The sequence below is a fragment of the Kitasatospora sp. NPDC087271 genome (genome assembly GCF_044744605.1).
In the GTDB taxonomy this organism is placed as follows: domain Bacteria; phylum Actinomycetota; class Actinomycetes; order Streptomycetales; family Streptomycetaceae; genus Kitasatospora.
Genome location: NZ_JBIUYQ010000012.1, coordinates 14,353 through 38,368 on the forward strand (window position 1 = coordinate 14,353; position 24,016 = coordinate 38,368).

Annotated in this window: 23 protein-coding genes and 1 pseudogene; 10 read left to right on the forward strand and 14 right to left on the reverse strand. The window is 70.4% G+C overall.

The window, feature by feature from the left end:
* Position 1 precedes the first annotated feature (1 nt).
* Positions 2–613 (reverse strand): cysteine hydrolase family protein, encoded by a 612-nt coding sequence (locus tag ACIO9K_RS20915; protein WP_400331794.1) that lies wholly within the window; start codon positions 611–613, stop codon positions 2–4.
* Positions 614–800: 187 nt separating this feature from the next.
* Between ACIO9K_RS20915 and ACIO9K_RS20920 the strand changes: the two genes are divergently transcribed.
* Positions 801–1,736 carry a LysR family transcriptional regulator gene (locus tag ACIO9K_RS20920; RefSeq protein ID WP_400331797.1) on the forward strand — a complete coding sequence of 312 codons (936 nt, stop codon included), beginning with the start codon at positions 801–803 and terminating at the stop codon, positions 1,734–1,736.
* A 339-nt stretch (positions 1,737–2,075) separates the two neighbouring features.
* Here ACIO9K_RS20920 and ACIO9K_RS20925 read toward each other — a convergent pair whose 3' ends face one another.
* Positions 2,076–2,489 carry a hypothetical protein gene (locus tag ACIO9K_RS20925; RefSeq protein ID WP_400331800.1) on the reverse strand — a complete coding sequence of 138 codons (414 nt, stop codon included), beginning with the start codon at positions 2,487–2,489 and terminating at the stop codon, positions 2,076–2,078.
* 542 nt (positions 2,490–3,031) lie between these two features.
* On the opposite strand from ACIO9K_RS20925, the gene ACIO9K_RS20930 reads away from it, so the two are divergent.
* A complete protein-coding gene (locus tag ACIO9K_RS20930) occupies positions 3,032–3,451 on the forward strand; it encodes a VOC family protein (RefSeq protein WP_363584449.1) in 420 nt (139 codons plus the stop codon).
* Positions 3,452–3,575: 124 nt separating this feature from the next.
* On the forward strand, positions 3,576–4,520 hold the full coding sequence (locus tag ACIO9K_RS20935; protein ID WP_400331803.1) for an NADP-dependent oxidoreductase: 945 nt from the start codon (positions 3,576–3,578) through the stop codon (positions 4,518–4,520).
* A 92-nt stretch (positions 4,521–4,612) separates the two neighbouring features.
* On the opposite strand, the gene ACIO9K_RS20940 is transcribed toward ACIO9K_RS20935, so the two are convergent.
* Positions 4,613–5,533, reverse strand: a complete 921-nt coding sequence (locus ACIO9K_RS20940) for a LysR family transcriptional regulator (protein WP_400331806.1) — start codon at positions 5,531–5,533, stop codon at positions 4,613–4,615.
* 130 nt (positions 5,534–5,663) lie between these two features.
* On the opposite strand from ACIO9K_RS20940, the gene ACIO9K_RS20945 reads away from it, so the two are divergent.
* Entirely contained in the window at positions 5,664–7,259 is a 1,596-nt protein-coding gene (locus ACIO9K_RS20945) for a bifunctional 3-(3-hydroxy-phenyl)propionate/3-hydroxycinnamic acid hydroxylase (protein ID WP_400331809.1), read from the forward strand.
* Between the two features lie 13 nt (positions 7,260–7,272).
* Here the strand turns inward: ACIO9K_RS20945 and ACIO9K_RS20950 are convergent, their stop codons facing one another.
* The 5 genes from ACIO9K_RS20950 to ACIO9K_RS20970 all read right to left on the reverse strand — a co-directional run bounded on the left by ACIO9K_RS20950 (position 7,273) and on the right by ACIO9K_RS20970 (position 9,386).
* Positions 7,273–7,830 carry a hypothetical protein gene (locus ACIO9K_RS20950; protein WP_400332188.1) on the reverse strand — a complete coding sequence of 186 codons (558 nt, stop codon included), beginning with the start codon at positions 7,828–7,830 and terminating at the stop codon, positions 7,273–7,275.
* Positions 7,831–8,003: 173 nt separating this feature from the next.
* Complete coding sequence (locus tag ACIO9K_RS20955; protein ID WP_400331812.1) at positions 8,004–8,297, reverse strand: hypothetical protein; 294 nt, start codon at positions 8,295–8,297, stop codon at positions 8,004–8,006.
* On the reverse strand, positions 8,297–8,458 hold the full coding sequence (locus tag ACIO9K_RS20960) for a hypothetical protein (protein ID WP_400331815.1): 162 nt from the start codon (positions 8,456–8,458) through the stop codon (positions 8,297–8,299). Before ACIO9K_RS20960 ends, ACIO9K_RS20955 begins: the two co-directional genes overlap by 1 nt.
* Before the next feature lie 317 nt (positions 8,459–8,775).
* Positions 8,776–9,147 carry a fic family toxin-antitoxin system, toxin component gene (locus ACIO9K_RS20965; RefSeq protein WP_400331818.1) on the reverse strand — a complete coding sequence of 124 codons (372 nt, stop codon included), beginning with the start codon at positions 9,145–9,147 and terminating at the stop codon, positions 8,776–8,778.
* Positions 9,144–9,386 carry a plasmid mobilization protein gene (locus tag ACIO9K_RS20970; RefSeq protein ID WP_063352545.1) on the reverse strand — a complete coding sequence of 81 codons (243 nt, stop codon included), beginning with the start codon at positions 9,384–9,386 and terminating at the stop codon, positions 9,144–9,146. Before ACIO9K_RS20970 ends, ACIO9K_RS20965 begins: the two co-directional genes overlap by 4 nt.
* A gap of 997 nt (positions 9,387–10,383) precedes the next feature.
* Here ACIO9K_RS20970 and ACIO9K_RS20975 point away from each other — a divergent pair.
* Genes ACIO9K_RS20975 through ACIO9K_RS20985 form a run of 3 tightly spaced genes read left to right on the forward strand, consistent with a single transcriptional unit; the run spans position 10,384 to position 13,471 of the window.
* Complete coding sequence (locus ACIO9K_RS20975) at positions 10,384–11,469, forward strand: bifunctional DNA primase/polymerase (protein ID WP_363622574.1); 1,086 nt, start codon at positions 10,384–10,386, stop codon at positions 11,467–11,469.
* On the forward strand, positions 11,466–13,070 hold the full coding sequence (locus ACIO9K_RS20980) for a phage/plasmid primase, P4 family (protein ID WP_363584263.1): 1,605 nt from the start codon (positions 11,466–11,468) through the stop codon (positions 13,068–13,070). Before ACIO9K_RS20975 ends, ACIO9K_RS20980 begins: the two co-directional genes overlap by 4 nt.
* Positions 13,067–13,471, forward strand: coding sequence for a DUF6009 family protein (locus tag ACIO9K_RS20985; RefSeq protein WP_063352543.1), 405 nt, complete (start codon positions 13,067–13,069; stop codon positions 13,469–13,471). Before ACIO9K_RS20980 ends, ACIO9K_RS20985 begins: the two co-directional genes overlap by 4 nt.
* A gap of 66 nt (positions 13,472–13,537) precedes the next feature.
* Here the strand turns inward: ACIO9K_RS20985 and ACIO9K_RS20990 are convergent, their stop codons facing one another.
* The 3 genes from ACIO9K_RS20990 to ACIO9K_RS21000 form a co-directional block, all read right to left on the reverse strand.
* On the reverse strand, positions 13,538–14,071 hold the full coding sequence (locus ACIO9K_RS20990; protein ID WP_400331824.1) for a hypothetical protein: 534 nt from the start codon (positions 14,069–14,071) through the stop codon (positions 13,538–13,540).
* 239 nt (positions 14,072–14,310) lie between these two features.
* Positions 14,311–14,742 carry a hypothetical protein gene (locus ACIO9K_RS20995; RefSeq protein WP_400331827.1) on the reverse strand — a complete coding sequence of 144 codons (432 nt, stop codon included), beginning with the start codon at positions 14,740–14,742 and terminating at the stop codon, positions 14,311–14,313.
* Between the two features lie 491 nt (positions 14,743–15,233).
* A complete protein-coding gene (locus tag ACIO9K_RS21000) occupies positions 15,234–15,452 on the reverse strand; it encodes a hypothetical protein (protein ID WP_400331830.1) in 219 nt (72 codons plus the stop codon).
* Positions 15,453–17,495: 2,043 nt separating this feature from the next.
* Between ACIO9K_RS21000 and ACIO9K_RS21005 the strand changes: the two genes are divergently transcribed.
* Together ACIO9K_RS21005 and ACIO9K_RS21010 are read left to right on the forward strand one after the other, a co-directional pair.
* A complete protein-coding gene (locus tag ACIO9K_RS21005) occupies positions 17,496–17,777 on the forward strand; it encodes a hypothetical protein (protein ID WP_363584271.1) in 282 nt (93 codons plus the stop codon).
* A gap of 2,109 nt (positions 17,778–19,886) precedes the next feature.
* Entirely contained in the window at positions 19,887–20,426 is a 540-nt protein-coding gene (locus ACIO9K_RS21010) for an SMI1/KNR4 family protein (RefSeq protein ID WP_400331833.1), read from the forward strand.
* A gap of 224 nt (positions 20,427–20,650) precedes the next feature.
* On the opposite strand, the pseudogene ACIO9K_RS21015 reads toward ACIO9K_RS21010, so the two are convergent.
* The 3 genes and pseudogenes from ACIO9K_RS21015 to ACIO9K_RS21025 all read right to left on the reverse strand — a co-directional run bounded on the left by ACIO9K_RS21015 (position 20,651) and on the right by ACIO9K_RS21025 (position 22,551).
* Positions 20,651–21,169, reverse strand: a pseudogene (locus tag ACIO9K_RS21015) (helix-turn-helix domain-containing protein).
* A gap of 240 nt (positions 21,170–21,409) precedes the next feature.
* Positions 21,410–21,805 carry a hypothetical protein gene (locus ACIO9K_RS21020; RefSeq protein WP_400331836.1) on the reverse strand — a complete coding sequence of 132 codons (396 nt, stop codon included), beginning with the start codon at positions 21,803–21,805 and terminating at the stop codon, positions 21,410–21,412.
* A gap of 134 nt (positions 21,806–21,939) precedes the next feature.
* Entirely contained in the window at positions 21,940–22,551 is a 612-nt protein-coding gene (locus ACIO9K_RS21025) for a TetR/AcrR family transcriptional regulator (protein WP_400332191.1), read from the reverse strand.
* A 246-nt stretch (positions 22,552–22,797) separates the two neighbouring features.
* On the opposite strand from ACIO9K_RS21025, the gene ACIO9K_RS21030 reads away from it, so the two are divergent.
* Positions 22,798–23,886, forward strand: coding sequence for an alpha/beta fold hydrolase (locus ACIO9K_RS21030; RefSeq protein ID WP_400331839.1), 1,089 nt, complete (start codon positions 22,798–22,800; stop codon positions 23,884–23,886).
* Positions 23,887–24,016 lie beyond the last annotated feature (130 nt).

Genomic DNA, 24,016 nt, shown 5'->3' on the forward strand with positions numbered 1-24,016 from the left:
GTCAGTCGTCCCGGAGCAGGGTGCGCAGCTCGGCGGTGTCGATGATGTGGGCCCGCGAGGGGAGGACCTTCTGGAGCAGGACGTCGTGGACTTCGGTGTCCGGGTCGGCGACGCCGTCGGACAGGACGTAGAGCCGGTAGTCGCGGTCGGCCGCGTCGAGGACGGTGGACAGGACGACGCCGCTGGTACTGATGCCGGAGACGACCAGCGTGGTGATGCCGCGCTCGCGCAGCTGCTGGTCGAGGTCGGTGGTGGACATGCCGCCGTAGCGGGTCTTGCGCACGACGAGGTCGCCGTCCCGGGGGGCCAGGCGCTCGTGGATGGCCGTGGCAGGGTCCTCGTGGTGCATGACGCGGTGTCGGGCCAGCGGGCCGAAGGACTTGTTGGTGGCCGGGATCGCGTCCCAGTCGGCCTCGGTGAAGCCGACGCGCACGTAGGCGACGGTGGCGCCGCTGGTGCGGACGTCGGCGATCGCCGCTTCCACACGGTCGAGCAGGGCTTCCCGGCCCCCGCCCTCGGGCAGAACGGCCAGGATCGCGGGCTGGCAGTCCAGGACGAGCAGAGCGGTGTGCTCGGGGTCAAGCGCGGGGGCAGACGCAGGGGCAGTACTCACGCGAGTTCTCTCCTTACCTTGGCGGCACCCGGTCGGCGCGGGGAGACGATTCGGCGGACCGACGGCCATCCCCCCTCCGCACAACCGATCAGCGATCGGAAGCATCAAAGCGCGCCTCATCCTCGGGGATCAAACAACCACAGGGCCGCCAAGCCACAACCACCAGTTGTACCTATAGAGTGCCGCCATGGACCTCGACACCGTTCGGACCTTCGTCGCCGCCGCCGACGCCGGGCAGTTCCAGGAGGCCGCCGCCGAGCTGGCCGTCACCCAGCAGGCCGTCTCCAAGCGCATCGCCGCGCTGGAGCGCAACCTCGGCGTGCGGTTGTTCACCCGCACCGCACGCGGGGCCGAGCTCACCATCGACGGGCAGGCCTTCCTGCCCCACGCGCGCGAGCTGCTGCGCGCCGCCGAGCGCGCGGTCGAGTCCGTGCGCCCCGGCCGCCGTCCGCTGCGCGTCGACGTGATCAACCTTCGCGGCTCGGCGTCGGGCCTGATGCGCGGCTTCCACCGCGCGCACCCCGAGATCGAACTCGACGTGATGATGCTGTTCGAGATCGAGACGGCCGTCAACGCCATCCGTACCGGTGCGATCGACGCTTCCTTCCGCGCCGTCGTCGCGCCCGGCCGGCCCCTTCCCGAGGACATCGAGTCCGTCCGGGTGATCGACGAACCGCTCCAGCTCCTGACCGGTCCCGCCCACGCGCTGGCGGGCGCCCGGTCGGTGACCGTCGCCCAGCTCGCCGGGCACCGGATCTGGATGCCCGGCATCGTCCCCGGTACCGAGTGGGGCGCCTACTACGACGACCTCGTCGCCGAGTTCGGCCTCACCATCGAGGCGACCGGCCCCAACTTCGGCTCCGACGCGCTCCTCGACACCATCGCCGACACTCCGGCCCTGGCCACCTTCATGGGCGAGCACACCCGCCTCGTCTGGCCCACCGACCACGGCCTGCGCCGCATCCCGGTGACCGACCCGACGCCCGTCTACCCGCACTCACTCCTCTGGCACCGCGACAACCCCCACCCGGCACTGGCCACCCTCCGCGCCTACCTCGCCGCCACCACGACCGGCCACGACGCCCCCGGCACCTGGACACCGGACTGGGTCCTTCCACGCTGAACGCCACCGCGCGCCCGCAATCAGCTTGGTCCTCGGCCTCTGGCCTGGGATTGGCCTGGTCCCACGCGCGGACCTCGGCCCTGCCGTGGCCGGACGTGTCGTTCACCGTGGTCACAGCGCTCGACCACCTGCTCAGCTGGACGCAGGCAGGGCCCGACGGAAGGGACAAGCGGTCAAACTCCAGCAGACCCGGACGACGGCCACAACCACGAACCCGGCACCGAAGTTGGTTCCCACGTGCGGCGTCGGGGGGGGGGGGGGGGGGGGGGGGGGGGGGGCCGCCCCCCCCCCCCCCCCCCCCCCCCCCCCCCCCCGACGGCGGGGGCCGTAGGCCGTGGGTCAGCGCACGGTGACGGTGAACACGGGGGAGGCGACGTCTCCGCTGACGATGCGCAGCTCGTTCAGGCCCTTGATGCCGAGCTTCACGCCGAGCGAGTAGGAGCCGTTGTGGTCGGTGCGGACGGAGGCCGGCAGGGTGACCCACTTACCGTGCTGCTTCTGCTGCAGGGTCACCTCGGTGCCCGCCTTGAGCCCGGTGGTGGTGCCGGTGACCCGGAACAGCTGCCAGGCCTGGACGGTCGTGACGGACGGCTTGGCGGTGATGCCGGCGTGCGCGGCGGCCTGCTGCGTGGTGGACGTGGGGTAGGCGGCCGGGGCGGCCGCCATGGCGGCGGTGCCCGCCAGCCCGAGGGAGAGCACGGCGACGGTGGTCACGGCGGCCAGACGCAGGGAGTTCCGCTTGGAGACGATCACGGGTGCACCCCTTTCAAGGGGAGGTGATTGCTCGGCCCGAAGAGCACGGTCGGCGCGATTCGGGCTCTGTCATCTGTAGGGACGCCGCGCTCCACGCTTCGGTTGTGAGCGGATCGTCACCGCCTTGTAACGGTCGGCGATGCCTCGGAGTTCCCAACACCCAAGCAGACGAGCGGAATTGGCGCTTCCTGTTCTACGGACACGGCAGTCGGACCCGATAGTCCGCCGCGACGGCCCGCGAGGGCACGGCGCCTCCGGACCCGGTACGTTCGGGAGGCGCGGAAGACCGTCGAGCACCCGGACCGGTCGAACGTACGGGTCCGGGAGCGAGTCGGCCGAGAACGGCGCGACATGACGGAGACAGCCAACGACGAGTGCTGCGCGATCTTCGTCCGGGTACCGGGCAGTCGCCGCCTGCGACTCCGAGGGTCAACGCGTCCGCAGGCCCCCGCTCCCCGCCTCGCCGGAAAGTGCCGGCGCTGTCTGCTGTCCGGCCGCAATTCGGTAGCGGACCGAGCGGTGCTTCGGGCAGGCTCGCGTGCATGGTCTCGGTGTTGCAGAACGTGGCGATCGACTGTGCGGATGCCTACGGGCTGGCTCGGTTCTGGAGTGAGGTGCTCGGTCGTCCGCTGCACCCGGAGGACGGCCCGGGTGATCCGGAGACTGCGGTGATGCTGCCGGAGGGCCAGCTGCTGTACTTCCACCAGGTGCCGGAACCGAAGACGATCAAGAACAGGGTCCACCTGTGCCTGCGTCCGGAGACCACCCGCGAGGCGGAGGTCGAGCGGCTGCTGAACCTCGGGGCCACCCTCGTCGACGACCGCCGGGAACCCGATGGTGCCGGCTGGGCCGTCCTCGCGGACCCTGAGGGCAATGAATTCTGTGTTCTCCGCAGTGCGGCCGACCGCGCGGCGATGTCCTCCTGCGGCTCACCCGCGCAACGGCCGGCTGCCCCGCAGTAGCTGGTCACAGCCGTTCGTTGATGGCCGGGACGATGTGCCGATCTCCGGGCGGCGACGCGAAGTGCGCTGCGCTCCGGCCTCGTTGAGCGGGAACACGGCGCCGAACAGACGCATTGCACGGGGTATGAAGGCCATTGGTGTCTACGACTTCGGCGGTCCGGACGTGCTGCGCGTCCTGCGGTTGCCCGAACCTCAGGCGGGACCCGGTGAGGTCCGTATCCGGGTGCACGCGGCGGCCGTGAACCCGACCGACATCATGCTGCGGAGCGGCGGTCACACCTCGCGCATGCCCGGGCGCCGGCCCCCGTTCGTGCCCGGCATGGACGCCGCAGGCGTGATCGACCAGCTCGGCCCCGGGGCCGACGAGCGGCTTGCCGTGGGCCAACGGGTGGTCGCCATCGTGCTGTTCACCAGCGCCCACGGCGGAGCCTACGCCGAGCAGATTGTCGTACCCGCCACCTCGGTGGTGCCGGCCCCCGAGGGAGTGGACCTCGCTGCCGCGTCCACCCTGCTCATGAACGCCATGACCGCGCGCCTCGCCCTGGACGCGCTGGCCGTACCGCCGGACGGAACCGTCGCAGTGACCGGCGCGGCCGGCGCCGTCGGCGGATACGCGGTCGAACTGGCCAAGGCCGACGGGCTGACCGTCATCGCGGACGCCGCCCCGCACGACACCGACCGGGTGCGCGGGTTCGGCGCCGACCACGTCGTCGAACGCGGACCCGAGGTCGCCGCCCGCATCCGCGCACTGGTACCCGAGGGAGTTCCCGGTCTGGTGGACGGCTCGATACAGACCACCGAGACGGTGCCCGCCATCGCCGACGGCGGAACGCTGGCCGAACTGCGGGGCTGGTCCGGCTCCGCCGAACGCGGCATCCGCGTACGCCCGGTGATGGTGACGGACGGCATCACCGACACCGAGCGGCTGAACACGCTGCGCCGCCAGGTCGAGGACGGCACCCTGACCCTGCACGTCGCCGACGTGCTGCCGGCCGAGAAGGCGGCCCAGGCCCACCGCCTGCTGGAGGCCGGCGGCCTGCGCGGCCGGCTGGTACTGGACTTCTCCTGACGGCATCGCGGAGATCGCACCTGCGGCGGCGATCACGGAACGGGCGTTGACGGGTGCGTTGGCAGGTGGTCCCGGCGGTTCTCACGTCCGGTTCAGCGCAGCGTGGCGGCGAGCGGTCCGACGGCTTCCAGCACGTGGCGGCGGAGCCACCGGGACGCGGGATCGTCGTCGAGTCGGCGGTGCCAGCGCAGTTCGATGTCGGCCGCCGGCATTTCCAGTGGCACCTTGTGCCACCGGAGGGGCACCTGTCGCTCGACGAGGTGGTCCGCCACCACCCGGGGGCCGAGGCAGATGACGTCTCCCTCCAGCGCCATCAAGGCTGCCACGGCGAAGGAGGGCACCACGGCGACGACGCGGCGGGAGCGGCCCAGGCGGTGCAAGGCCTCGTCCAGCGGCCCGTGCGCGAGGCCCCGGCGGGAGGCGGAGATGTGGGGGTGGGCGCACAGGTCGTCCACCGTCAGCCGTGCGGCCTTTCCCAGATCGGAGTGTGCCGCCACCACGGCGACGAAGTGGTCGGAGAACAGCGTTCGCGCGCGCACGTCCGGAGGGGGCGGGTCGGCGACGCCGATGTCGAGGTCGAGCGAGCCGTCGCGTAGCCGATCGGGTTCCTTGGAGTCCTGGGCGACGAACCGCAGGCGGACCTCGGGTGCCTCGGCGGCGATCCGGTGGGTGAGGCGGGGCGCGAGGACGGGGCTGAGTCCGTCGTTGACCCGGATGGCGAAGGTGCGCCGCCACGATCGCGGGTCGCTTCCCGCTGCGTCCACCCGGAGTTCGGCCGCGGCCTCCAGCAGCGCCTTGACCCTGGCGGCCGACCGCTGGGCGAACGGAGTGGGTACGAGGCCCCGGCCGGCGCGCACCAGGATCTGGTCGTTCATCGCCCGTCGCAGCCGGCCCAGGGCCCTGCTGGTGGCCGGAACGGACAGATGAAGACGCATCGCGGCCGCGGACACGCTGCCGGTGTCCATCAACGCGTCGAACACGCGCAAGAGGTTGAGGTCCAACTGGTCGGCCACGGACGCCCCCTTCGTTTGCGTCTGACGCAAACTCCCTGTGCAAAGCATGCATTAGACATCGTGTCAGGAGCGTTCGAGACTGACGTCGTGGCCACCACACCCTCCGTCCCGCCCCCGAGGAGCTGCGGACATGCCGAACGACAGGCACCCTGAGAACCGGACGCCGTCCCCTACCGAAGTCACCGCATTCACCGAAGCCGCCGGAGCCGCCGTATGCGCCGAAGCCGCCGTAGTCGGCTGCGGGCCGGTCGGCATGACGCTCGCGGCCCTGCTGGGCAAGGCCGGGCACTCGGTCGTGGTGCTCGAACGCTACCCCGGCCTGTACGGCCTCCCGCGGGCCGCCAGCTTCGACGGCGAGATCATGCGCGCGCTCCAAGGGCTCGGACTCGTCGACGAACTGGCGCCCACCCTGCGCACACAGGACGCGTACGAGTGGCGCAACGGAGCGGGTGACCTCCTCATCCGACAGGTGTTCCGCAACGTCGGCGCCAGCGGTTGGGCCGACCTCTACCAGTTCCACCAGCCCGACCTGGAGACGGCACTGCACTCGTTGTGCACCTCGCTGCCGAACGTCGACCTCCGTTTCGGCACGACGGTCACCGGCCTGTCCCAGGACCGTGACCAGGTCACCCTCAACACGTCGGACGGTGCGACCCTCGCGGCGCGCTACGTGATCGGCTGCGACGGCGGGAACAGCTTCGTGCGGAACACCCTCGGCGTCGAGCAGGACGACCTCGGCTTCTCCGAACCCTGGCTGGTCTGCGACTTCACCCTCCGGCGCCCCGCGGCCGACCTGGGGCTGCCGTCGATGCTGCAGATCGGCGATCCCGAGGGACCGACCACCGTCATCACCACCGGTGCCGAACGCCAGCGGTTCTGCTTCCTGCTCGACGATGACGACGACTTCGGGCGGGAACGTGCGGCGGACGGCGTGTGGTCCCGCGTGGGCCGCTACCTGTCCCGCGACGACGCCGACATCGCCCGTACTGCCACCTACACCTTCCAGTCGCTAGTCGCGAGGCGTTGGCGGGACGGCCGGGTCCTGCTCGCGGGAGACGCCGCACACCAGATGCCGCCCTTTCTGGGGCAAGGGCTCTGCTCGGGGATACGGGACGCACTCAACATCGCCTTCAAGATGGATCTCGTGCTGCGCGGCATCCGGGGCGCCGAGGTGCTCGACACCTACCAGAGCGAGCGGGAGCCGCATGTGCGCGGCGTGACGGCCACGAGCATGGAACTCGGCCGCCAGCACACCCTGCGGGACCCGGTGCTCGCCCGCGAGCGCGACCGCACGCTGATCGCCCACCGGCGCGCGCTCCGCGAGCCGGACCGGATCCGGCTGCCCGACCTCGGCCCCGGCCTGTTCGCCTCCGGCGGAGGCCGACTGTCCGTCCAGGGCCGGGTGAGCGACGGCCGACGGACGGGCCTGCTCGACGACATCGTCGGCGGAGGCTTCCGGCTGCTGGTCGCCGAACAGGCCCTCCCCCGACTGACCCGGGCCCGGCTCAGCGACCTGGGCGTCACTGTCGTCGGCTTCGGCCCCACCCCCACAGGCGCTGCCGCCGGAGCCGTCGTCGCCGACCCGGACGGCACCCACCGTCGCTGGCTGTCCGACCTCGGCGCCGCCGCTGCCGCCGTGCGCCCCGACAACTACGTCTACGCGGCCGGGCCGGACGCGGACGCGGTGGCGAACCAGCTACTGGCCCTCCTCACCCCCGGCGCCTGAGCCCGGAACCGGCTCAGCCGACCCCCAACGCCGTGCTCCGCGCCCGGAACCGCGCCCAAGCCCACGAACCCGCGCCCACCAGCAGGGCCGCCCCCAGCGCGTACACCGGCAGCCAACGCGTCGTCGTCGTCGCCGCCCGGCAGACGTCGACGGCCTGGCGGCTCTGCTCCCGCTGCACGTATGCCAACGCGTCACCGGCACGCCCGGCCAGGTCCCCCAGCGTGGCCTGCGTCCGCAGGACCTCGTAGCGGCCGGCCTCGACGCACCCGCTCCGCGTCCCCGGCATGGGAAACAGCCCGTCCCAGCGCTGAAGTGCGGGAGCCAGCGCCAGCACCACGCACAGCCCCACGACCAGCGAGTACGCCACCAGGCTCCGCCCGTAGGCCGCCCGCCGACCCGGCGCCGGCAGAGGCACACGGCCGAAGGACAGGACCACCGCGAGCAGCGTCACCCCGAGATAGGTGGAGAACCACTGCCATGACCCCTGCGCGAGCGAGAACGCCAGCACCACGCCGAGAGCCGTCCCCAGCACACCGGCATCACCGGCCGTCCGTCCCCCGCCCGCGCCCATGGACACGGGGCCGCGGTCACCTCCAGGGCTTCGCCCACTCACCGGCTCTCCTCGTCCGCCAACGGGGCACCAGCCTCCCGCCACCGCCTACCGCCACGGCTTGTCACCACACCGGTGGGCCCTCGGACGCCACCCGCCCGGCCCAGCCCGGGTCTACGGACGGGTCAGTGCCCTCACCGCTCCCGGTAGTCGACGTCGGGCAGCCGTATCCAGCTGTCGGCGGGGCCGGTGACGGCGCGGGCGTCGGCGGGGCGCAGGCCCGCGAAGGCGCAGGCCTGGGCGACGGCGTGGTGGTGGTAGAGGTAGCCGGTCAGGACCTCATCCGGGGTGGGGTTCGGGAGGAGGGCGTCACCGGGGTGGAGGTCCCAGGCTTCGACGGTGCCGTCGCGGACGATGCTGCCCTGGTTGCCGCTCTTGGGGTTGGCGTACAGGCCGTAGCCGACCGTGCCGGCGGTCAGCCGGGCCATCACTCCCGGGGTGGACGGCGTGTAGCCCCGGGCTGGGTGACGACGCATCCACCGGGCACGGTCGTGACACCGGCGATGAGCAGGCCCTCGTCCATGTCGTACTCGTTCGGGTCGTCGAGGAAGTCCTCCATGAACTCCTCGTCCAACGTCGAGCCGCGCACGGATGCCGTCGTGGTCCCGCCAGCTGTTCCAGGTCACACCGTCCCAGCCCGTCATCGCGGCCCCCGTTCGTTCGTCGTCAGCGCGGCTCTCCGCGAGCGCCACCCGTCCACACACGATTGCATGCCGGTCTGACAGTCGCTGTCCGGTGCCTCCGGTAACTGCTGGGGCCGTGCCCTCGGTGACCGCCACTCGTCACCGGACAGCGCCGCGGGGCTCCCCCGGCTGCCCGACCGTCGTGCTCCGGAAACACGGACCGCAGGACCGTGCCGGGAGCCCGGCGCCGTCCAGATCCCGGCTGACCGGTCGTCGACCGGGGTCAGCGGTACCAGGTGCGGACGGCGGCCGCCGTCGCGCGGACGTCCGCGTCCCCGGCGCGGATGCGGGCGGCCAGGTCGGCGGCCTGCTTGGGCTCCGCGGTGACGATGACCCCGGAGGCGCTGAGGTAGGAGGCGGCCACGACAGCGGCGAAGTGCTCGTTGGCGAACTCCAGGGCCGGGACGCGGACCAGCTGGTGCATGAGGGCCGCTGCCCGCTGGTGCACCTCGCCGTACACCGGCACGTCCATGACCTCGTCGAGGTGGCGGGCGACCGCGGCGGCGAGGGTGCCGTAGTCGGTGACGTCCGGATCGGCGGGCAGGAACTGGTGGGCGATGTCAAGCAGCCACGCCCGGTCTATCTGGAGGATCACGCGGCGTCCGCCGCGGCGCCACGGGTGCTCTGCGGGTAGGGGCCGAACTCGGCCTCGAACGCCGGCGCCCACGTCGGCGCGAAGTGCGCCGCAGCTGTCAGGAACCGTTCGCGCCGCTCGTCCGCCTCCTCGGCCAGCACCTTGCGCGCGTAGTCCGTCAGGCTCAGCCCGGCGGCCTCCGCCCGCTGCTCCAGAGCCTCGTGCACGGCGTCGTCCAGTCGCACGTTCAGCTGCTTCATACCGGCGAATCGTAGTTCGGCGTACACCCCGCTACAAGTCTGAGGACGGCGTGTCGGGCAACACGGACCACCCCGGCGGACTCCAGCACGTCCTCAGCAACGAACTCGGCCGAAGGCCGACGGAACCTCGGACCCGTTGGCTTTCTCCACCAAGTCGGGAACTCGGTCGCTTGGGTCGCTTCAGTAGCTGCCCTGCCGGGGCACGTCCTGGGGCTTCGGGCCCTCCGCCGGCTCAGGCCCCCAGCGACCGAACCGGATCCGGGGCCACAAACAGGCCGTGCGTACCGGGACAGCAGGGCAACGGCACTGTCCTCGGAGGGCAGGGGCGACCCGAGCGACTCAGCGACTCAGTGCTGGAAGTGTTCAGGCACTGATCGCTCCTGCGGACATAGTCCCAGGTCACAGCATCGAAGCGACTCTCCCGGCCCTGCGGCGGAGCTACTGAAGCGACCCAAGCGACCCAAGTTGGGGACTTCCACGAGAACCTGGTCCGGCGACACGCCGGGGAACAGTGCCCGAGAGACTCAGTCGCTTTCAGTCGCTGGGGTTCAGTCGCTGGGAAAAACCCCAGGTCAGGGTAGGTTCACCCACCCCGTCAGCGACCGAAGCGACTCAAGGTCAGGTATATGAAGACATTCCCCTGTGCGTGTGCGCGTTATAGACCCGGGCTACAGTCGCTTCAGTCGCTGTTTGCTGTTAAAAGCGGCTTTGACCTGCGAAAATGCAGGGAGACCGAAACCAGCGACTGAACGGGGTCGGTCGCTGACCCGGGTTTCGGTAGCTGAGTTTCGCCGCAGGCTCCGGCAGTTCGCGTCCCCACGTCCTCGCTCGGATAGTCTGTGTGAGCTATCTTCTGGACTTCGGTCGCTTCAGTCGCTGATCCGGCGCCCGCCAGTGCCCTGACCTGGCTATTTGCCCTCAGCGACTGAACGAGCGACTCAAGTCCGAGCAGCTACCAACCATGGGGAGAGGGACCAGCGTGACGGCGCCTAAGGCCGTGGGGAGCGACCGAGCGTTTCGCCAGCCGGATGCGCTGGCCGTCGCGCGCTGGTGCGCCGTCCAGGGTTGGCCCGTCCACCCGCTCGCACCAGGCCGCAAGACCCCGCCTGCCAACTGCCAACCCTGCCAGGAGCCGGCTCACAGTCCCGCCGACTGCCCGTGCCCTGCAGCCGGTCGCTGGTGCCATGGCTTCCACGCGGCCACTCTCGACCAGGACGTCCTCACCGCTTGGTGGCGCGTCAACCCGGACTTCGGTACCGCCGTCGCCTGTGGCCCGGCGGGTCTCGTCGTCATCGACGTCGACAGCCACCCCAGCACCGTCCCCGCCCGGGACCGGATCCTGCCCGGGATTCCGATCCACGAGAACGTCAACCTCGACGGCCTCGAGAACGGCTACCACACCCTCGCTCTGCTCGCGGCCCTGCGCCAGGCTCCTGACCCTGCGACGGACACGGAGACCCTGCGCGTGCGCACCCCCTCCGGTGGGCTGCACATCTGGTACCAGGAGGACTCCCCCCGCAGGTTCGCCTGCTCCACCGGCTCCTCCAACGGCCGGGCCCTGGCCTGGCAGGTCGACGTGCGCGCCCACGGCGGATACATCGTCGCCCCCGGCACCGTGACCACCGCCGGTACCTACACCGCGCTCCCCGGGGCAAGGACCCCCGCGCCCCTGCCCCAGTGGCTCAGCGACGAACTCGTCCGCACCGGCCACCTCAAGGACCAGCCCAGCACCCCGCGCCCCTCCCAGCCGTCCGTCCCCGACCGCGGCCGCGCGGCCGTCGTCGCGGCAGGCGGCGGCAAGCGCGGGGCCGAGCGAGTCCTCGACACCGTCCTCCAGGACGTCACCGACTGCGCCACCACCCCCGAGGGGGCCGGTTTCACCGGCAAACTCAACCGTGCCGCCTACACGATGGGAGGCCTGGTCTCCGCCGGTCACCTGACCCACACCGCCGCCGAGCGGCTCCTGCTGGACGCGGCCCGCACCGCCCGCCCCAGCCAGGACAGGCAAAGCTCCGCCGTCATCCGCTCCGGCCTCGCCGCCGGCGCCCGACAGCCCCTGCACGTCGGGAAGGCACGCGGATGAACGACAGCACCCGCAAGAGGACGGTCTTCGATCCCGTGGCCACGGCCCAGCAGATCCTGGAGTACCCGCCGGTCCCCGGCCCAGCCTCCCCGCCCCCCTGGCACGGCACCCCCGTCCAGGAGAGCCTTCTCGACACCCCGTCCGCCGAACCCGCGCCGGCCCCCGAGCCGGTTCAGGAGAGCAAGCAGGCCCCGGCGGGGCCGGAGGCGAGCGCGCACGGTCTCCTGCCCGACTCGCTGTCCGACCGGGGCAACGCCAAGCTCTTCGTCCACCTCTACGGAGGCGACTACCGCCACGTCCCCGGCCTCGGCTGGTACCGCTGGGCGGCGCACCGCTGGCAGCTCGACGAGGACGACACCGTCCTGTGGGCCGCCGGCGAGATGGCCGAGAGCATCGCCACCCACGACTCCCGCGGCGTCTACACCAACACCGATCTGCGTCGGCACCGCCGCCGGGCCCTCTCCACCTCGGGCATGAACGCCATGCTCGCCCAGGCGAAGTCCGCCCCGGGCATGGTCCTCAACGCAGCCCTCCTGGACGCCGACGCCTACGCCCTGTGCACCCCCGGCGGCGTGGTCGACCTGCGCACCGGCGCCATCGTCCCGCCCGACCCGAAGGTCCACCACCACTCCCGCTCCACCACCCTGGCCCCCGCTCGGATGCGGACCCCGCGCTGGGACCGCTTCCTCACCGACACCTTCGGCGACGACAAGGAAGGCCGGCAGACCCGCGACTTCCTCCACCTGCTGCTCGGCTACTCGATCAGCGGCGACGTCGGCGCCCAGGTGATGCCGTTCCTCTACGGCCAGGGCAAGAACGGCAAGAGCGTCCTGCTGGACGTCATGATCCAGCTCCTCGGCGACTACGCGGACGCCGCCCCGCCCGGCTTCCTGATGGCCAAGACCTTCGACGGGCACCCCACCGACCTCGCCGAACTCCACGGCCGACGTATCATCGTCTGTTCCGAGCTCAAGCCCGGCGACCGCTTCGACGAGGCCCGGGTGAAGCTCCTCACCGGCGGCGACAAGATCAAGGCCCGCCGGATGCGCCAGGACTTCTTCTCCTTCGAACCGACCCACAAGCTCTGGCTGCTCGGCAACCACCGCCCCGAGGTCGGCACCGGCGGCTTCGCCTTCTGGCGCCGCATGCGCCTGATCCCGTTCGAACGGGTCGTCCCCGAGGAACGTAAGATCGACAACCTGGCCCACGTCCTCGTCGCCGAGGAGGGCCCCGGCATCCTCGCCTGGCTCATCGACGGCGCCCGCCGCTACTTCGCCGGCGAGAAGGACCTCGCCGGCCCCCAGCGCGTCCAGGTCGCCACCACCGCCTACGCCGAGACCGAGGACCACGTGGGCCGCTTCCTCAAGGAGGCCTGCATCACAGGCGAGGGCATGCGCGCCGAACAGTCCCAGCTCTTCGGCGCGTACACCCGCTGGTGCGGATTCGAAGGCGCCAATCCCGTATCCGGTCGTGCGTTCGCTGCACGAGTTCGCGAGACACTGGGTATGACCTCCCCCAAGGAGATGGTCCTGTCCAACAGTCGCAAGTACTACCCGGGCATCGGCCTGATCACCGACGACACAGAGGAGCAGAACGCGTGAGCGCGCTGATCGACCCGGCCGAGCTCGCCCACGAAACCGATCTCGTCTGGCTTGAGGACACCACCGACCTCGACTACGTGCGCCAGTCCCTGGACCGCCTCACCACCCGCCGCGGCCGCCCCGCCTACCACCGCGACGGCCGCATGGTCGGCTATGCGATCCTCGGCCCCGATGCCAGGTCCTCCCGGGCCTCCGGCACCTTCCGCCGCCGCGTCTTCTGGCTCCTGCCGCACGACCGCGACCAGGACCCCGAGGGCCTCTACTCCACCGGCGCCCCCTCCGAGGCCGTCGATCCGCGCACCGTTGCCCCCGGCGTCAAGGGGTACAAGACCGAGCGCTCCGAGGGCGGCCCGGCCTCGCCGGCGATGCTCGAACTGGGGATAACGCTTCCGAAGGCGTGACCGTATCGGCGTGGGTGCACTCGCACCCACGCCGTTCTGCTCAGACGGCTGCTTTTCGTCCGGCGGTTACGGCTCGGCGTCCGGGCGGCGCTTCTCCTCGAAGAGGGCCGACTGCCCCGCCAGGAGGCTGTCCAGGAACCGGCCGTGCTGTGGGGGCGTGCGGTCCGGGTGTTCCAGGGCCGGGGTGAGGGTCTGTGGAACCTCGGTCTGCGGGTCTTCGGCCCGCGGCTTTTCGGCTTGCAGCGTTTGGATCCGTAGGGTTTCGCTCTGGAGGACTCGGGCCCGGAGGACCTGGGTCTGCGGGACCTCGACCTGGCGGATCCGCCCGGCGCCCAGGACGCCGAGTGCCTCGGCGAGGCAGGTCATCGCCTGACCAGTCTCGGCCTCCCTCTCCCCCGGCCTCTCCCCCGTGCCGGTCTCGTCCTCCCCCTGGGCGCGGCCGCGCGGCGACGTACGTGCCTTCGCGGCTCTCGCTGCCTTCGCACCGCCCCGGCCGGCCATCGCCGCCCCCGTGCGCGACGCGACGGACTCCTTCCGAAGCCGGTCGACCTCCGTCTCCAGTGCCGCCAGGCGCATCCGCAGGTCGTCGAGCTCGCTCATGCTCCCCCTCGTTCAGGACCGTCCCCGGCCTCCCACGGCCGTTGACGTGCCGCTTCAGCCTAACCGGGCGCTCCCGGGCCGTCGCCTCCGGCTACGGACTTGGCCACGGGTACGCCAGTTCGTTCGACGACCACACGTTCGTCAAGGCGACGGCACGTAGTTCGGACGCTGCCGCGATGCTGTTGCTCCGTCTCCTGGGCATCGGGAGCGGCCGCTGAAACCTCACGGCCGTCGGGGCCTCACCGGGTTGCGGCTCCGGGCAGTCCGCAGAGGTCGAGCAACTCGTGGAGGCGGTCAGCTGCCAGGTTCGGGTTGGCTGCGGCTCCTTCCGCGTGCTCCGGATCGTTCAGCAGAGCCGAGAGCAGGTCGAGAGGAAGGCGCGGATTGGCTGCCGCGGCTTGACGGACGCGGGGTTCGGGGTCGGCGAGCAGATGGACGGGCGGCTGGTCCAGGCCGGCGTCGGAGGCGGCCAGGGCGCGGATGTCCGGGCCGTCGTGGTCGAGCAGGTGGTCCAGGCCGGTGCGGGGCAGGCGGGGCAGCGTGAGCAGATAGGGCCGCTGGCGTGGTGCGGCGATGAAGGCGTCGAGAACGAGTGCGGGCGGTGCCAGCGGGTGGTTGAAGGACAGCAGGTGGCGCACGTCCGCGTCGGGGTCCTCGGCCAGACGGTGCACCAGTTCCGCCGACAGCAGGGGGCAGGTCGCGGCGACTCGGCGCAGCCGAGGATCCGCAGACGCGGCGCACGCCTCGTACCAGCTCGTCCCGGCTCGATGAACATCTCGCCGACAGCGCCGATGTCGCCGGGCGTGTGGGGGTTGCGGGCAAGCGACCACAGGTCGCGCCGTTCGGCGAGGTACTGCTCGGCCACGGCGTGGGAGACGGCGTAGTTGACGAGCAGAAGATTCCGGGAGTGACAGGCGTGTTCCGGCAGCTCTGCTTCCATCGCCGCCGGGTCCAGGATCCGGCGGTGGTCACGGGCGGTCTCCGAGACGCTGGGCTCCGGGTCGGCCAGGAGCGCGTCGCGCTGGCCGGGAGTCAGCCACAGCCACAGGCTGGCGGCCTGGGCCCGAAGCACGGGGTTCGGGTGGTCGAGCATCCTACGGCGGAACGATGCACGGATCTGCCCGGAGAACGCCAGCTCCTGCCGGATCTCGTCCGCGCTGAACTACTGGTCCCGGCGGTGTTCGTCGCGGGTGGTCAGCAGGATTTCCAGGACGTCGTCGGGCAGCGGCTCGGCCCTGTTCAGACGTGGGCGCGGACCTGCGGCAAGGTCTGCGCAGACGAAGGCATCGGGGTCGTCGACCAGCCGGCCGCGCTGTTCAGGAGCGGCGTGCCGGTTGCGGGCGAAGGCGCGGCGGACCGTCTGCTCAGGGTGTGCGAGCACCGCCGCGACAGGGTTCGCCGAACCTGACGGCCCACCGAGCCGAAGCTGCCGACTTTGATCGACCATTTGCTGCCTCCAGAATTTTCTGCGGAAAATTCAGGAGGCAGTGAGCAAGTGGGGCCGACGCGTCATCTGGATCGGGCTGCCGCTCCCCCGCTGGCTCAGCTATCCCCCCGAATTTTCTGCGGAAAATTCTGCGCCTTCGGACTGGGCGCTGCGGAAGCGGCGGCCCGCTGGCGGACCTTCGGTCGTGCTTGGGCCGCAGTGGAGCAGGTCGACTGACACGGCCTGGGGCGGTCGTTCTCGACGTTGCGGGCGAGGCGGGGGCTCGCGGTGAGCCGGGTTCTCCGCGACTCCCCCGCGATCCTCCCCCGGTTCGGGCCGCGCTGTGCCGTCGCTTGCTACCGGTGCAGACGGTATGTCAGCTGAGCAACCGGCGGGCCGTCCCGGTGTCCTTTCTGAGGTCCGTCGAATTTTCTGCGGAAAATTTGGCGGCGTGGTTCAGCACTCCGGCTGTCTGGTCCATGGCGGTCTGAAGGGATCGGCGCTCAGCCGGCTGGCGAACGATCCTGCGGGCGAGCCCGGGCGGAGCGCGTCGGTCCATTCCGGCTGAGGGTTCCAGCATCGGCTTGCGGTTGTGGTGGGGCTCAGCGGTGGGTGGGGGAGCTGTCGGAGCTGTCGGTTTGGCGGGGGAGGAAGCGGGATTCTGTCCCGACCTGGACGGGCGTGGTTGAGGATGGATGGTCGTCATCCTGGCAGCGCCCGCCGTCGTCGCCTACCAGAACCAGTGCGGTGGGCGCTCCTGTGTTCGACACGGGCACAATGGTGTCCCGGCCAAGGGACCGCGGCTGAGCGATTTTCCGCAGAAAATTCTCCACGCGCAGGACAGCTATGGGGCAGCAGCTTCTGCCACTTCTTGCCTCGCCGGGGGATGGTCGGCAGTGCAGCTGTGTGCGCTGGCTGGCATCGGGCTCGTGGATTCGCGCGCTCTGCCGCTGGCACCGCATGGCGAACGCACGCCGTTGGAGTGGGTCCGGACGGCGTGTGACGTCATCCAGGGGAGCCGATCAATCCCCCGAGCCGTCCCGGTGTTCCCTTGAGGCCCCCGAATTTTCTGCGGAAAATTTCGCGACTCGGCTCAGCAGCCTGGCTTCCTGCTCCACCGCGATCCGAAGAGAGCGGCACTCGACCGGCTGGCGAACGACCCTGGGGGCGAGCCCAGCAGTCCCCCGGGCCGCCGCAGTACCCCTCCCGAGGTCCGCCGAATTTTCTGCGGAAAATTTCTCAGCGTGGTCCACCACAGTCCGACGGGAGTGGCACCCGGCCGGCTGGCGAACGACCTTGAGGGCTTGCCCGGCCGGACCGTGGGGGGCGGGCCAGCGGAGCCGCATCATTGGCCTGCGGTTGTGACGGGAGCTCAGCCGTATGTGGGGGAGCCGTTGAGGTGGCTGATCCAGCATGGAGGAAATGGCGCGTCTACCTCGAACTGGATGGGTGTGGCCCACGATGAATGTTCGTCATCGTGGCAGTGTCCATCGGCGTCGCCTACCAGAACCGGTGCGGTGGGCGCTCCTGCGCCCGGCATAAGCAGATGGGTAGTCGTCGCGCAGTGAGCTCCGGACAGCACGACCGTGTCCGGGGCCGGGGGACGCGGCCCGGCGATTTTCCGCAGAAAATTCGTCGGCGGTCGGGCAGGGGCAAAGCCGCTGTTGGTCTTCGCCTCGGTGGCGGATGACCGCGTACGCGTCCTGTCACGGCCCGCGTCGACAGGCTCTGTGGCTCCCGGGCGAACCGCGGCTACCTGTGTAGACGCGGCATCCGTCGCACCATCCTGGAGGAGACCTACCGGATCCGTAGCCGAACGAAGCTCGGCGCCGGCGACGGACGTCGCCCAGGTCCGACGAGGATGATTACCGCGCTCAAGCAACACCGCGTGCGGCGGCGACGGGGGACGACGAGTCGGCTGTCCGCTACGAGGCAACCGTGGTGATCGCCGCCTCATACGAGTAGCTGCGAAACGCCCCCCGCTGCGATCATGTGGCGGTGAACGATGGACTGCCGGACGGCTGGACGATCGAGCGAGTGTGTTCCGCATCAGGGGATCCTGAAGCCGCCCTGCTCACCCTCGAACGACTGGTCGTGGTCGAGGAGCACGGCCGCGCGGACTACGTCTCACTCCGGCCCGACGTCATCCTGGCCTTCCACGGCCTGTGTCTCGTACGAGCGGACGACGACTGGTACATGGGCGAGCTCGACTTCGACGGCTCGGTCATCTGTTGGGCCGCCTACGGTTCCGACTTGGGCGAAGCCATCCAGGGGTTGTGACGTATCAGGCGATCGGCTTGATCACTTTCACAGCGTGCCTCAGCGGGGGAGAGGACCCCACTTGTCGTGATAGGCGCTCCCCCGTAGGAGGCCGCAGGGGAGTCGAAGCCGCTGGCAATTCCTGTGTCGCGAGGGTGGGGCCGATCGCTGGGAACCGGGACTCAGCGCTCGCGGAGCCCGATCTGTCTACCGCTCAGTCGAGGAATTTTCCGCAGAAAATGCGAGGGCTTCGATGGGGGAGCAGCATCAGCATCCGGACCAGCCGACTGGCAAGCGCACGCTCACGCGCTGCACAGCCACGGCTCGGACTCGGGTTCCGGCTCATTCAAGGGGCTTCCGTACCACTGACCCATGCCGTCCGGGTTGGCTCTCTCCGAGCTTCTCCGCAGAGGCCGGTCAGAGTTCTCGACGGACATCCATCGTGCCCACGGCAACGGCAATGGACGATGCCAGCAACGGACGATGCAGGGGACGGACGATCCGTGGGCTTCGTCGAGGGACTCTGAATTTTCCGCGGAAAATCCGATGCGCCATCGGCCAAAGCGATGCTCTGGACATCCACAGCGGCGTCGAGTTCGCCATCACTACGTCCGCCGCTTGACCTGCTTTACGGCGCCTCTGCCTTCACGATCGAGCCAGCAGCTCGTATCCGACCGGACCGATGGCCCCGAAAGTGCTCACCGGGGCAGGACCGTCACCTCCCGATCTCGACCGTACGGTTCATACCTCGGAGAGGACCCGGCTAGTGGGGCGGCATGCCACAGCTGATGTCGGTCCTCGAACGCATCGGGGTCAAGGGCCCCGGCGTGGTCGTCCGCGCACACCTCGGACTGCCTTGGCGGCGCCAAGGGCGTACGGCTTCCGCCGCAACTGTCGTTACCTGCGAAGGCGCCAGATTCAAGCACACCGTCCCGGAGGAGAAGGATCAGCGGGCCAACCGTCGGCGACGAGTCAGCCGAGGAGGCCGGCCTGCGGGCTTCGACATGAAGATGTACAAGCGTCGGAACGAGGTCGAGCGCGCGGTCAAATCGGCTCGGCGTCCTCGATCCGACTGCGGCCCAGGTCGTGGGTCGGTTCGATTCCCGGGCGCCGCCTCGTCCGGTCAGGTTCGTCTCGACGTCGTCCCAATCCGGGCCGTGCAGCCACAGGTTCTGTACCGCCTTCCCGCATCAGTGCCGGCTCGCCCGGTCGTGGCAGAGGCACGAGCCGGTACTCCAGACTCCGTATCTGCATCGGCAGGCAGCCCCGTGAGCTGGCCGTGGGCACAGCGCCCTCAGCATGGCGAGGATCGCATCCGCATCGGCGAAGGTCAGCTCCTCGACGAAGTAGCGCCCGTCATCGTCATCGTCATCGGCGTAGTCGCTGAAGCGATGTCTCGTGACGGGCTTTCCGACGGCGGCCGCAGCCGCGGTCAGTCTGGCGGTGGCGCCGACGGTCGGTACCTCGGTGCTGCCACGAACCCGGGTCGACGGTGAGTCAGGGGACCGGAGGGGAAGGGGGGCGGGTGAAGGTCCAACTTGCCAAGCTGCCGCAGCGAGCTGCGGTACGCCTGAGGTCGAGCCGGCCGGCCAGGAGGTGGCGGAGCCGGGGACGAGCTTCCGGCGGAAGGAGCGGCGGGTGCGATGTTCGGCACCCGCCCGGAGTGGGTGTGAGCGCGAGTGGCTTCTTCGAGGCCTCGGGAGCCGACTCCTCAGCGGTCAGAGGCGATTTGCACGTCGCAGGCCACTTCACGCTCAAGGGTCTGAACACAAAAGACATCAGAAGACCAGTAATAGACAAATCTCGGTACGGAGCTGTTTTCGGATGGCGTGGTGCTGGGCACGCCGACCCGTAGCCTTCCTGCGGTGGCCGGGTCCTTCGGTATTTAGTTCGTACAAACAAGAGAAGAGGCGGTTCGGATTCGGTGGCCGAGGTGAGCCACGTCGACGGTCGAGACTTCGTGACGTGTCGGGTGATCGACCCGAAGTTCCGGATGTGGGGGAGAGGGCGGGACGTGGCCTGGGGCGTAGCGGAGCGTCGTTCACCAGAGCTGGGCGCCTCGCGGGGAGGGGAGCCCGGTGCGCGGGGATGACTCCCGCCCGCCGTGGTGGCATGAGACTCTGGGATTCGGTGACCGAGCCCTGGAACCTCATTGACGTCTGGCCGGCGAAGAACGCATCGGCCAGCCTGGCCGAGCGTCGTCCGCCCGCATCGCCCGAAGCCGTCGGGCGCACCGAGGAGCGACTCGGGTTCGAGATCCCCGCTGATCTGTGCGAGTCGCTGCTGTGCCATGACGGAGACGACGTCTACCTTGCTGTCCTTCCGTTCGGCCCCCTGTACTCCACGGAAAGGATCGTCGAGATCCGCACCATGCGGATGAGGATCTGGGACGCCGATGATCCGGAGCAGCGGGACGCCCCGTGGTGGGGAGCGCGGTGGGCTCCGTTCGCCGGCCGTGACGGCGACGAGCACTTCATCGACGCCGGGCCCGGCCTGTGGCACAACCACCTCGGGAGGGCTGCCCAAGACGACTCGGCTACTCCGCCGGCTGGCCGAGCCTGGCCACCCTGGCTCCATGCCGTCGCCCAGGCGATGCCGCACCACGGCGGCCGCGACCACGTCGAGCCGGCCAAGTCGCCAATTCGCTTTTGTGTCAAGGTAGTTGACTGATAGATCTCATCGAAGGAACGGAACTCGGTTGAGTGGCAAGCCCTTTGCGGGAGTCCTGTTCGGGCGTCGGGGACGCAACACCTGAACTGGGCAGGCTGGTCTTCGGTGTTGCCCATGACCTGGTTGAAGAGGCCTGATGTGGTGTGTCATCACATCTCGCACGAGGCCCGCCGTGACGGCCAGTTGCGGGTGTCTGGGGCATCGGGCGCGACATGATGGCGGTGTCAGGGGCGGAAGGGGAAGCCGTAGAGGTGCACGGAACGTGCTCGCGGTCCTCGGTGTCACCGGTTGCCTTGGCGGCGCTGCCGCGCTTCCGCCAGCGTCGTCCCAGCGTCACGAGTTCGCCGTTCAGCTCGGCGAGTTCGGCCGGGGTCGGGTCGATCATCCCACTCGGAGCTGAACGCGGAGTCCGTCCGCACCTTGCCCCAGGCGGCGCCCTGGTCCAGGTACGCGCGGTACTGAGAGGTCCGGGTCTCGACGATGTCGCGGGTGACCGCGCCGACTGCGGCGGCCCTCTCGGGCGTGCCCGCGAAGTCCGAGTCCCAAAGCCCCAGCCCTCCTCGGAAGCCGCCTGCCGCCACCGCTCGCGGCCGCCCGCACTGCGGTCGCTCGCCTCGGTGACGAAGCCGTGCTCGGCCAGCTTGCGCAGGTGGTAGCTGACCAACGACGGGGCCGCGTCGACCTGTTCGGCGAGCGGGGAGGCGGGCCGCAGCGCCCGCGGCGTACAGCAGCCGGTAGAGCATGCGGCGATGTCGTAGTGGAAGCGCCGCGCGCCCTGGACTCGGATGCTCTCGATCCGGCCGACGCGGACGGGGGTTGGTGCCGGGCATCGGCCTGGTTCAGATCGCGCCCGCTGTCATCGACGGTGTCCGCTATCGGCTGCCAGTGGACGTCCGGGTGTTACGGGCCGTCGGCTGCGGCACGGGGCCTGGGTACGGGCACGGGTACCGGTGCGGTTGGGGGAGGGGCCGGGGACGGATCGGTCAGGCCAGCCAGCGCAGCACGGTCCAGGGGCCGGCCGGCAACGGGGAGAAGACGAGCGTGGGCACCAGGAGCAGTCCGGCACTCACCCACCAGTAACGGCGGCCCCGTAGGCCGGTCAGCCTGCGGAGCCCGAGGTTGACCAGCCACCACAGCAGGCCGAAGACCGTCCAGACGACGGCGCCGGCCACCACCCACACCATCGGGCCGTCGTTCTCGGTGGGTTCGCGCTGCCCGAGCCCGAGCCAGACCAGCGGGTAGTTGAGGAAGAACACCAGCGTGAACATCAGCGGGACCATGGCGGCGAACCCCAGCGCGACGTTGACCAGCACCGGGGCCGCCCACGCCGCCCACACCGCCTGCCTCGTCCGGGCCTCAGGCGTTGCGCAGGGGTGCATGGTGCTTCTCCAATGCCCGGTAGGGCTCGGTCAGTTCGACGCCGTGCTTGCCGTGGGGTCCGGTCCGTGACCGGGCCGTCGTAGCGTCGGGATGTCGATGGCGGGGAGGCTGTCGCATTCGTCCTGCGCGCTCGTCAGCTGCGGGTGAGGTCCTCGGGCGCTGCCCGGGCGAGGGTGTCGGCCACCGTTGTGCAGGCGAGCCGGGCCACGGAGCGCAGCTCGGCGTCGGGGGTGCCGGCCCGGCTCAGTACGGCCAGCGACTGGTTGACGGCGACGACGAACACGGCGAGCTCGTCGAGCGTCCGGGTGTCGGCCGAGGAGTCCGCCAGGGCCGCGCGTACCCGTTGACGCTGTACGTCGAGCAGGCCACGCACCTGTGCGCCGTTCTCCTCCTTGAGCGTCGACGACTGCGCGGCGGACTGGGCGATGAGGCACCCGGAGGGGACCGACGGGTCGGCGATGCGGCCCAGGACGACGCCGAAGAACGCCTCGACCGCGCGCACCGGATCACCGGGGTGTGCCGCGAGCGCCTGCTCGTACTGCGTGCCGTAGATCGACGCGTAGCGGTCGAGGCACTGGCCGAACAGGGCGTCCTTGTTGCCGAAGGCGCCGTAGAGGGAGCCGCGGCCCAGGCCGGTGGCCGAACCGAGGGCATCGAGTGAGGCGTCGGCATACCCGCGCTGCCAGAACACCCGCATGGCCTGGTCCAGTGCCGCGCTGATGTCGAACTGCTTCCGGCCGGACACGGTGTGCACCTCTCCTGCTTCTCTGCTGTCCCACGTCGTCGCGACGAGCCTACCCGCATCTTGGACCGATCGGTCAGTTCATCTTTGACTGATCAGTCCAAGATGGCTAGCGTGCAGAAAGGCGGTTCCCGGATCCGAAGACTTGCCGGGGCCAGCCGCTGGCCACCGGCCGGCAGCCGCCAGCCGGACCGGGCGGTTCCCGCCGTCTCGGCGAACCCGTCAACCCCGTGCCCCCGAAGGATGATCATGAGTCTGTCGCCGACCCGCCCGCCCACGCCCGAAGGCCGCGGTTCCGTCTCCCAGGTGCCGAATCTCCCGGCCGGCTTCGCCGACGCCTTCACCAGCCGCTACGTCGACACCGGCGAACTGCGCCTGCACGCCGTCACCGGCGGCGAAGGGCCTGCGCTGCTGCTGGTCGCCGGCTGGCCCCAGACGTGGTACGCCTGGCGCCTCCTGATGCCCGCGCTGGCACAGGACTTCCGGGTCGTCGCGGTCGACCCGCGCGGCGTCGGACTGTCCGACAAACCCCCGGGCGGGTACGACACCGGCACGCTCGCCCGCGACCTGGTGGCGCTGATGGACGCGCTCGGGCACCGGCGGTTCGCCCTGGTCGGCCACGACGTCGGGATGTGGACCGGTTACGCCCTGGCTGCGGACCATCCTGACCGGCTCGACCGCCTGGCCGTCGCCGAGGCCGCGATCCCGGGGTTGTCGCCCTCGCCGCCTCTCCTCGGCAGCCGGGAGGCCAACGACCGCCTCTGGCACTTCGCCTTCAACCGCCTCGCCGACGTCAACGAACAGTTGGTCAGCGGACGCGAACACCTCTACTTCGGCCACCAGTTCGCCACGAAGTCCGCGAAGGCACTGCCCGACCACGCCGTCCAGCACTACGTCGACACCCTCGCCGCCGACCCGGAAGCCCTGCGAGCCGGCTTCGAGTTCTACCGCGCACTCGACACGACCATCGCCCAGAACCAGGAGCGCAGGACTCGACGGCTGACCCTGCCCGTCCTGGCGATCGGAGGAGCGGAGAACCTGGGCGCCTCCGTCAGCGAGACGATGGAGCTCGCCGCCGACGACGTGCAGGGCCTCGTCCTCCCCGACTGCGGCCACTACCCGGCCGAGGAGGCCCCGCAGGCGATGCTGACCGCCCTGACCGCGTTCCTGGCCCGGTACCGGGCCGGGGCGGGCGCCCAGGGCACCCCCACGGCACGCGTCGGCCCCACCACCCCCACCGGTGAGGTCGACTCCGCGTACACGGCCTCGACGATCGATGCCCGGCCCGTCTCGAACGCCCGTCGGCAGGCGCCGGATGCTGACCGCTGTGACCACTGACCGCTCTCTTCCGACCGACCCCGTGCTTGCGGGGGGAGGAGCTTCTTTCCGGACCGCGGCGGAGCGGTGATGCCCTTTGCCGTTTCTTGACCAGGGCCCGCGGTGCCGGATAGTGAACTGCGGTGATCTG

What these genes read in the sequence shown, in the direction of transcription:
- ACIO9K_RS20920 (WP_400331797.1), top strand. Translation starts at nt 801, where the DNA reads ATGGACCTCGACACCGTTCGGACCTTCGTCGCCGCCGCCGACGCCGGG.
- ACIO9K_RS20930 (WP_363584449.1), top strand. Translation starts at nt 3,032, where the DNA reads ATGGTCTCGGTGTTGCAGAACGTGGCGATCGACTGTGCGGATGCCTAC.
- ACIO9K_RS20935 (WP_400331803.1), top strand. Translation starts at nt 3,576, where the DNA reads ATGAAGGCCATTGGTGTCTACGACTTCGGCGGTCCGGACGTGCTGCGC.
- ACIO9K_RS20945 (WP_400331809.1), top strand. Translation starts at nt 5,664, where the DNA reads ATGCCGAACGACAGGCACCCTGAGAACCGGACGCCGTCCCCTACCGAA.
- ACIO9K_RS20950 (WP_400332188.1), bottom strand. Translation starts at nt 7,830, where the DNA reads ATGGGCGCGGGCGGGGGACGGACGGCCGGTGATGCCGGTGTGCTGGGG.
- ACIO9K_RS20955 (WP_400331812.1), bottom strand. Translation starts at nt 8,297, where the DNA reads ATGGCCCGGCTGACCGCCGGCACGGTCGGCTACGGCCTGTACGCCAAC.
- ACIO9K_RS20970 (WP_063352545.1), bottom strand. Translation starts at nt 9,386, where the DNA reads ATGAAGCAGCTGAACGTGCGACTGGACGACGCCGTGCACGAGGCTCTG.
- ACIO9K_RS20980 (WP_363584263.1), top strand. Translation starts at nt 11,466, where the DNA reads ATGAACGACAGCACCCGCAAGAGGACGGTCTTCGATCCCGTGGCCACG.
- ACIO9K_RS20990 (WP_400331824.1), bottom strand. Translation starts at nt 14,071, where the DNA reads ATGAGCGAGCTCGACGACCTGCGGATGCGCCTGGCGGCACTGGAGACG.
- ACIO9K_RS21020 (WP_400331836.1), bottom strand. Translation starts at nt 21,805, where the DNA reads ATGCACCCCTGCGCAACGCCTGAGGCCCGGACGAGGCAGGCGGTGTGG.
- ACIO9K_RS21030 (WP_400331839.1), top strand. Translation starts at nt 22,798, where the DNA reads ATGAGTCTGTCGCCGACCCGCCCGCCCACGCCCGAAGGCCGCGGTTCC.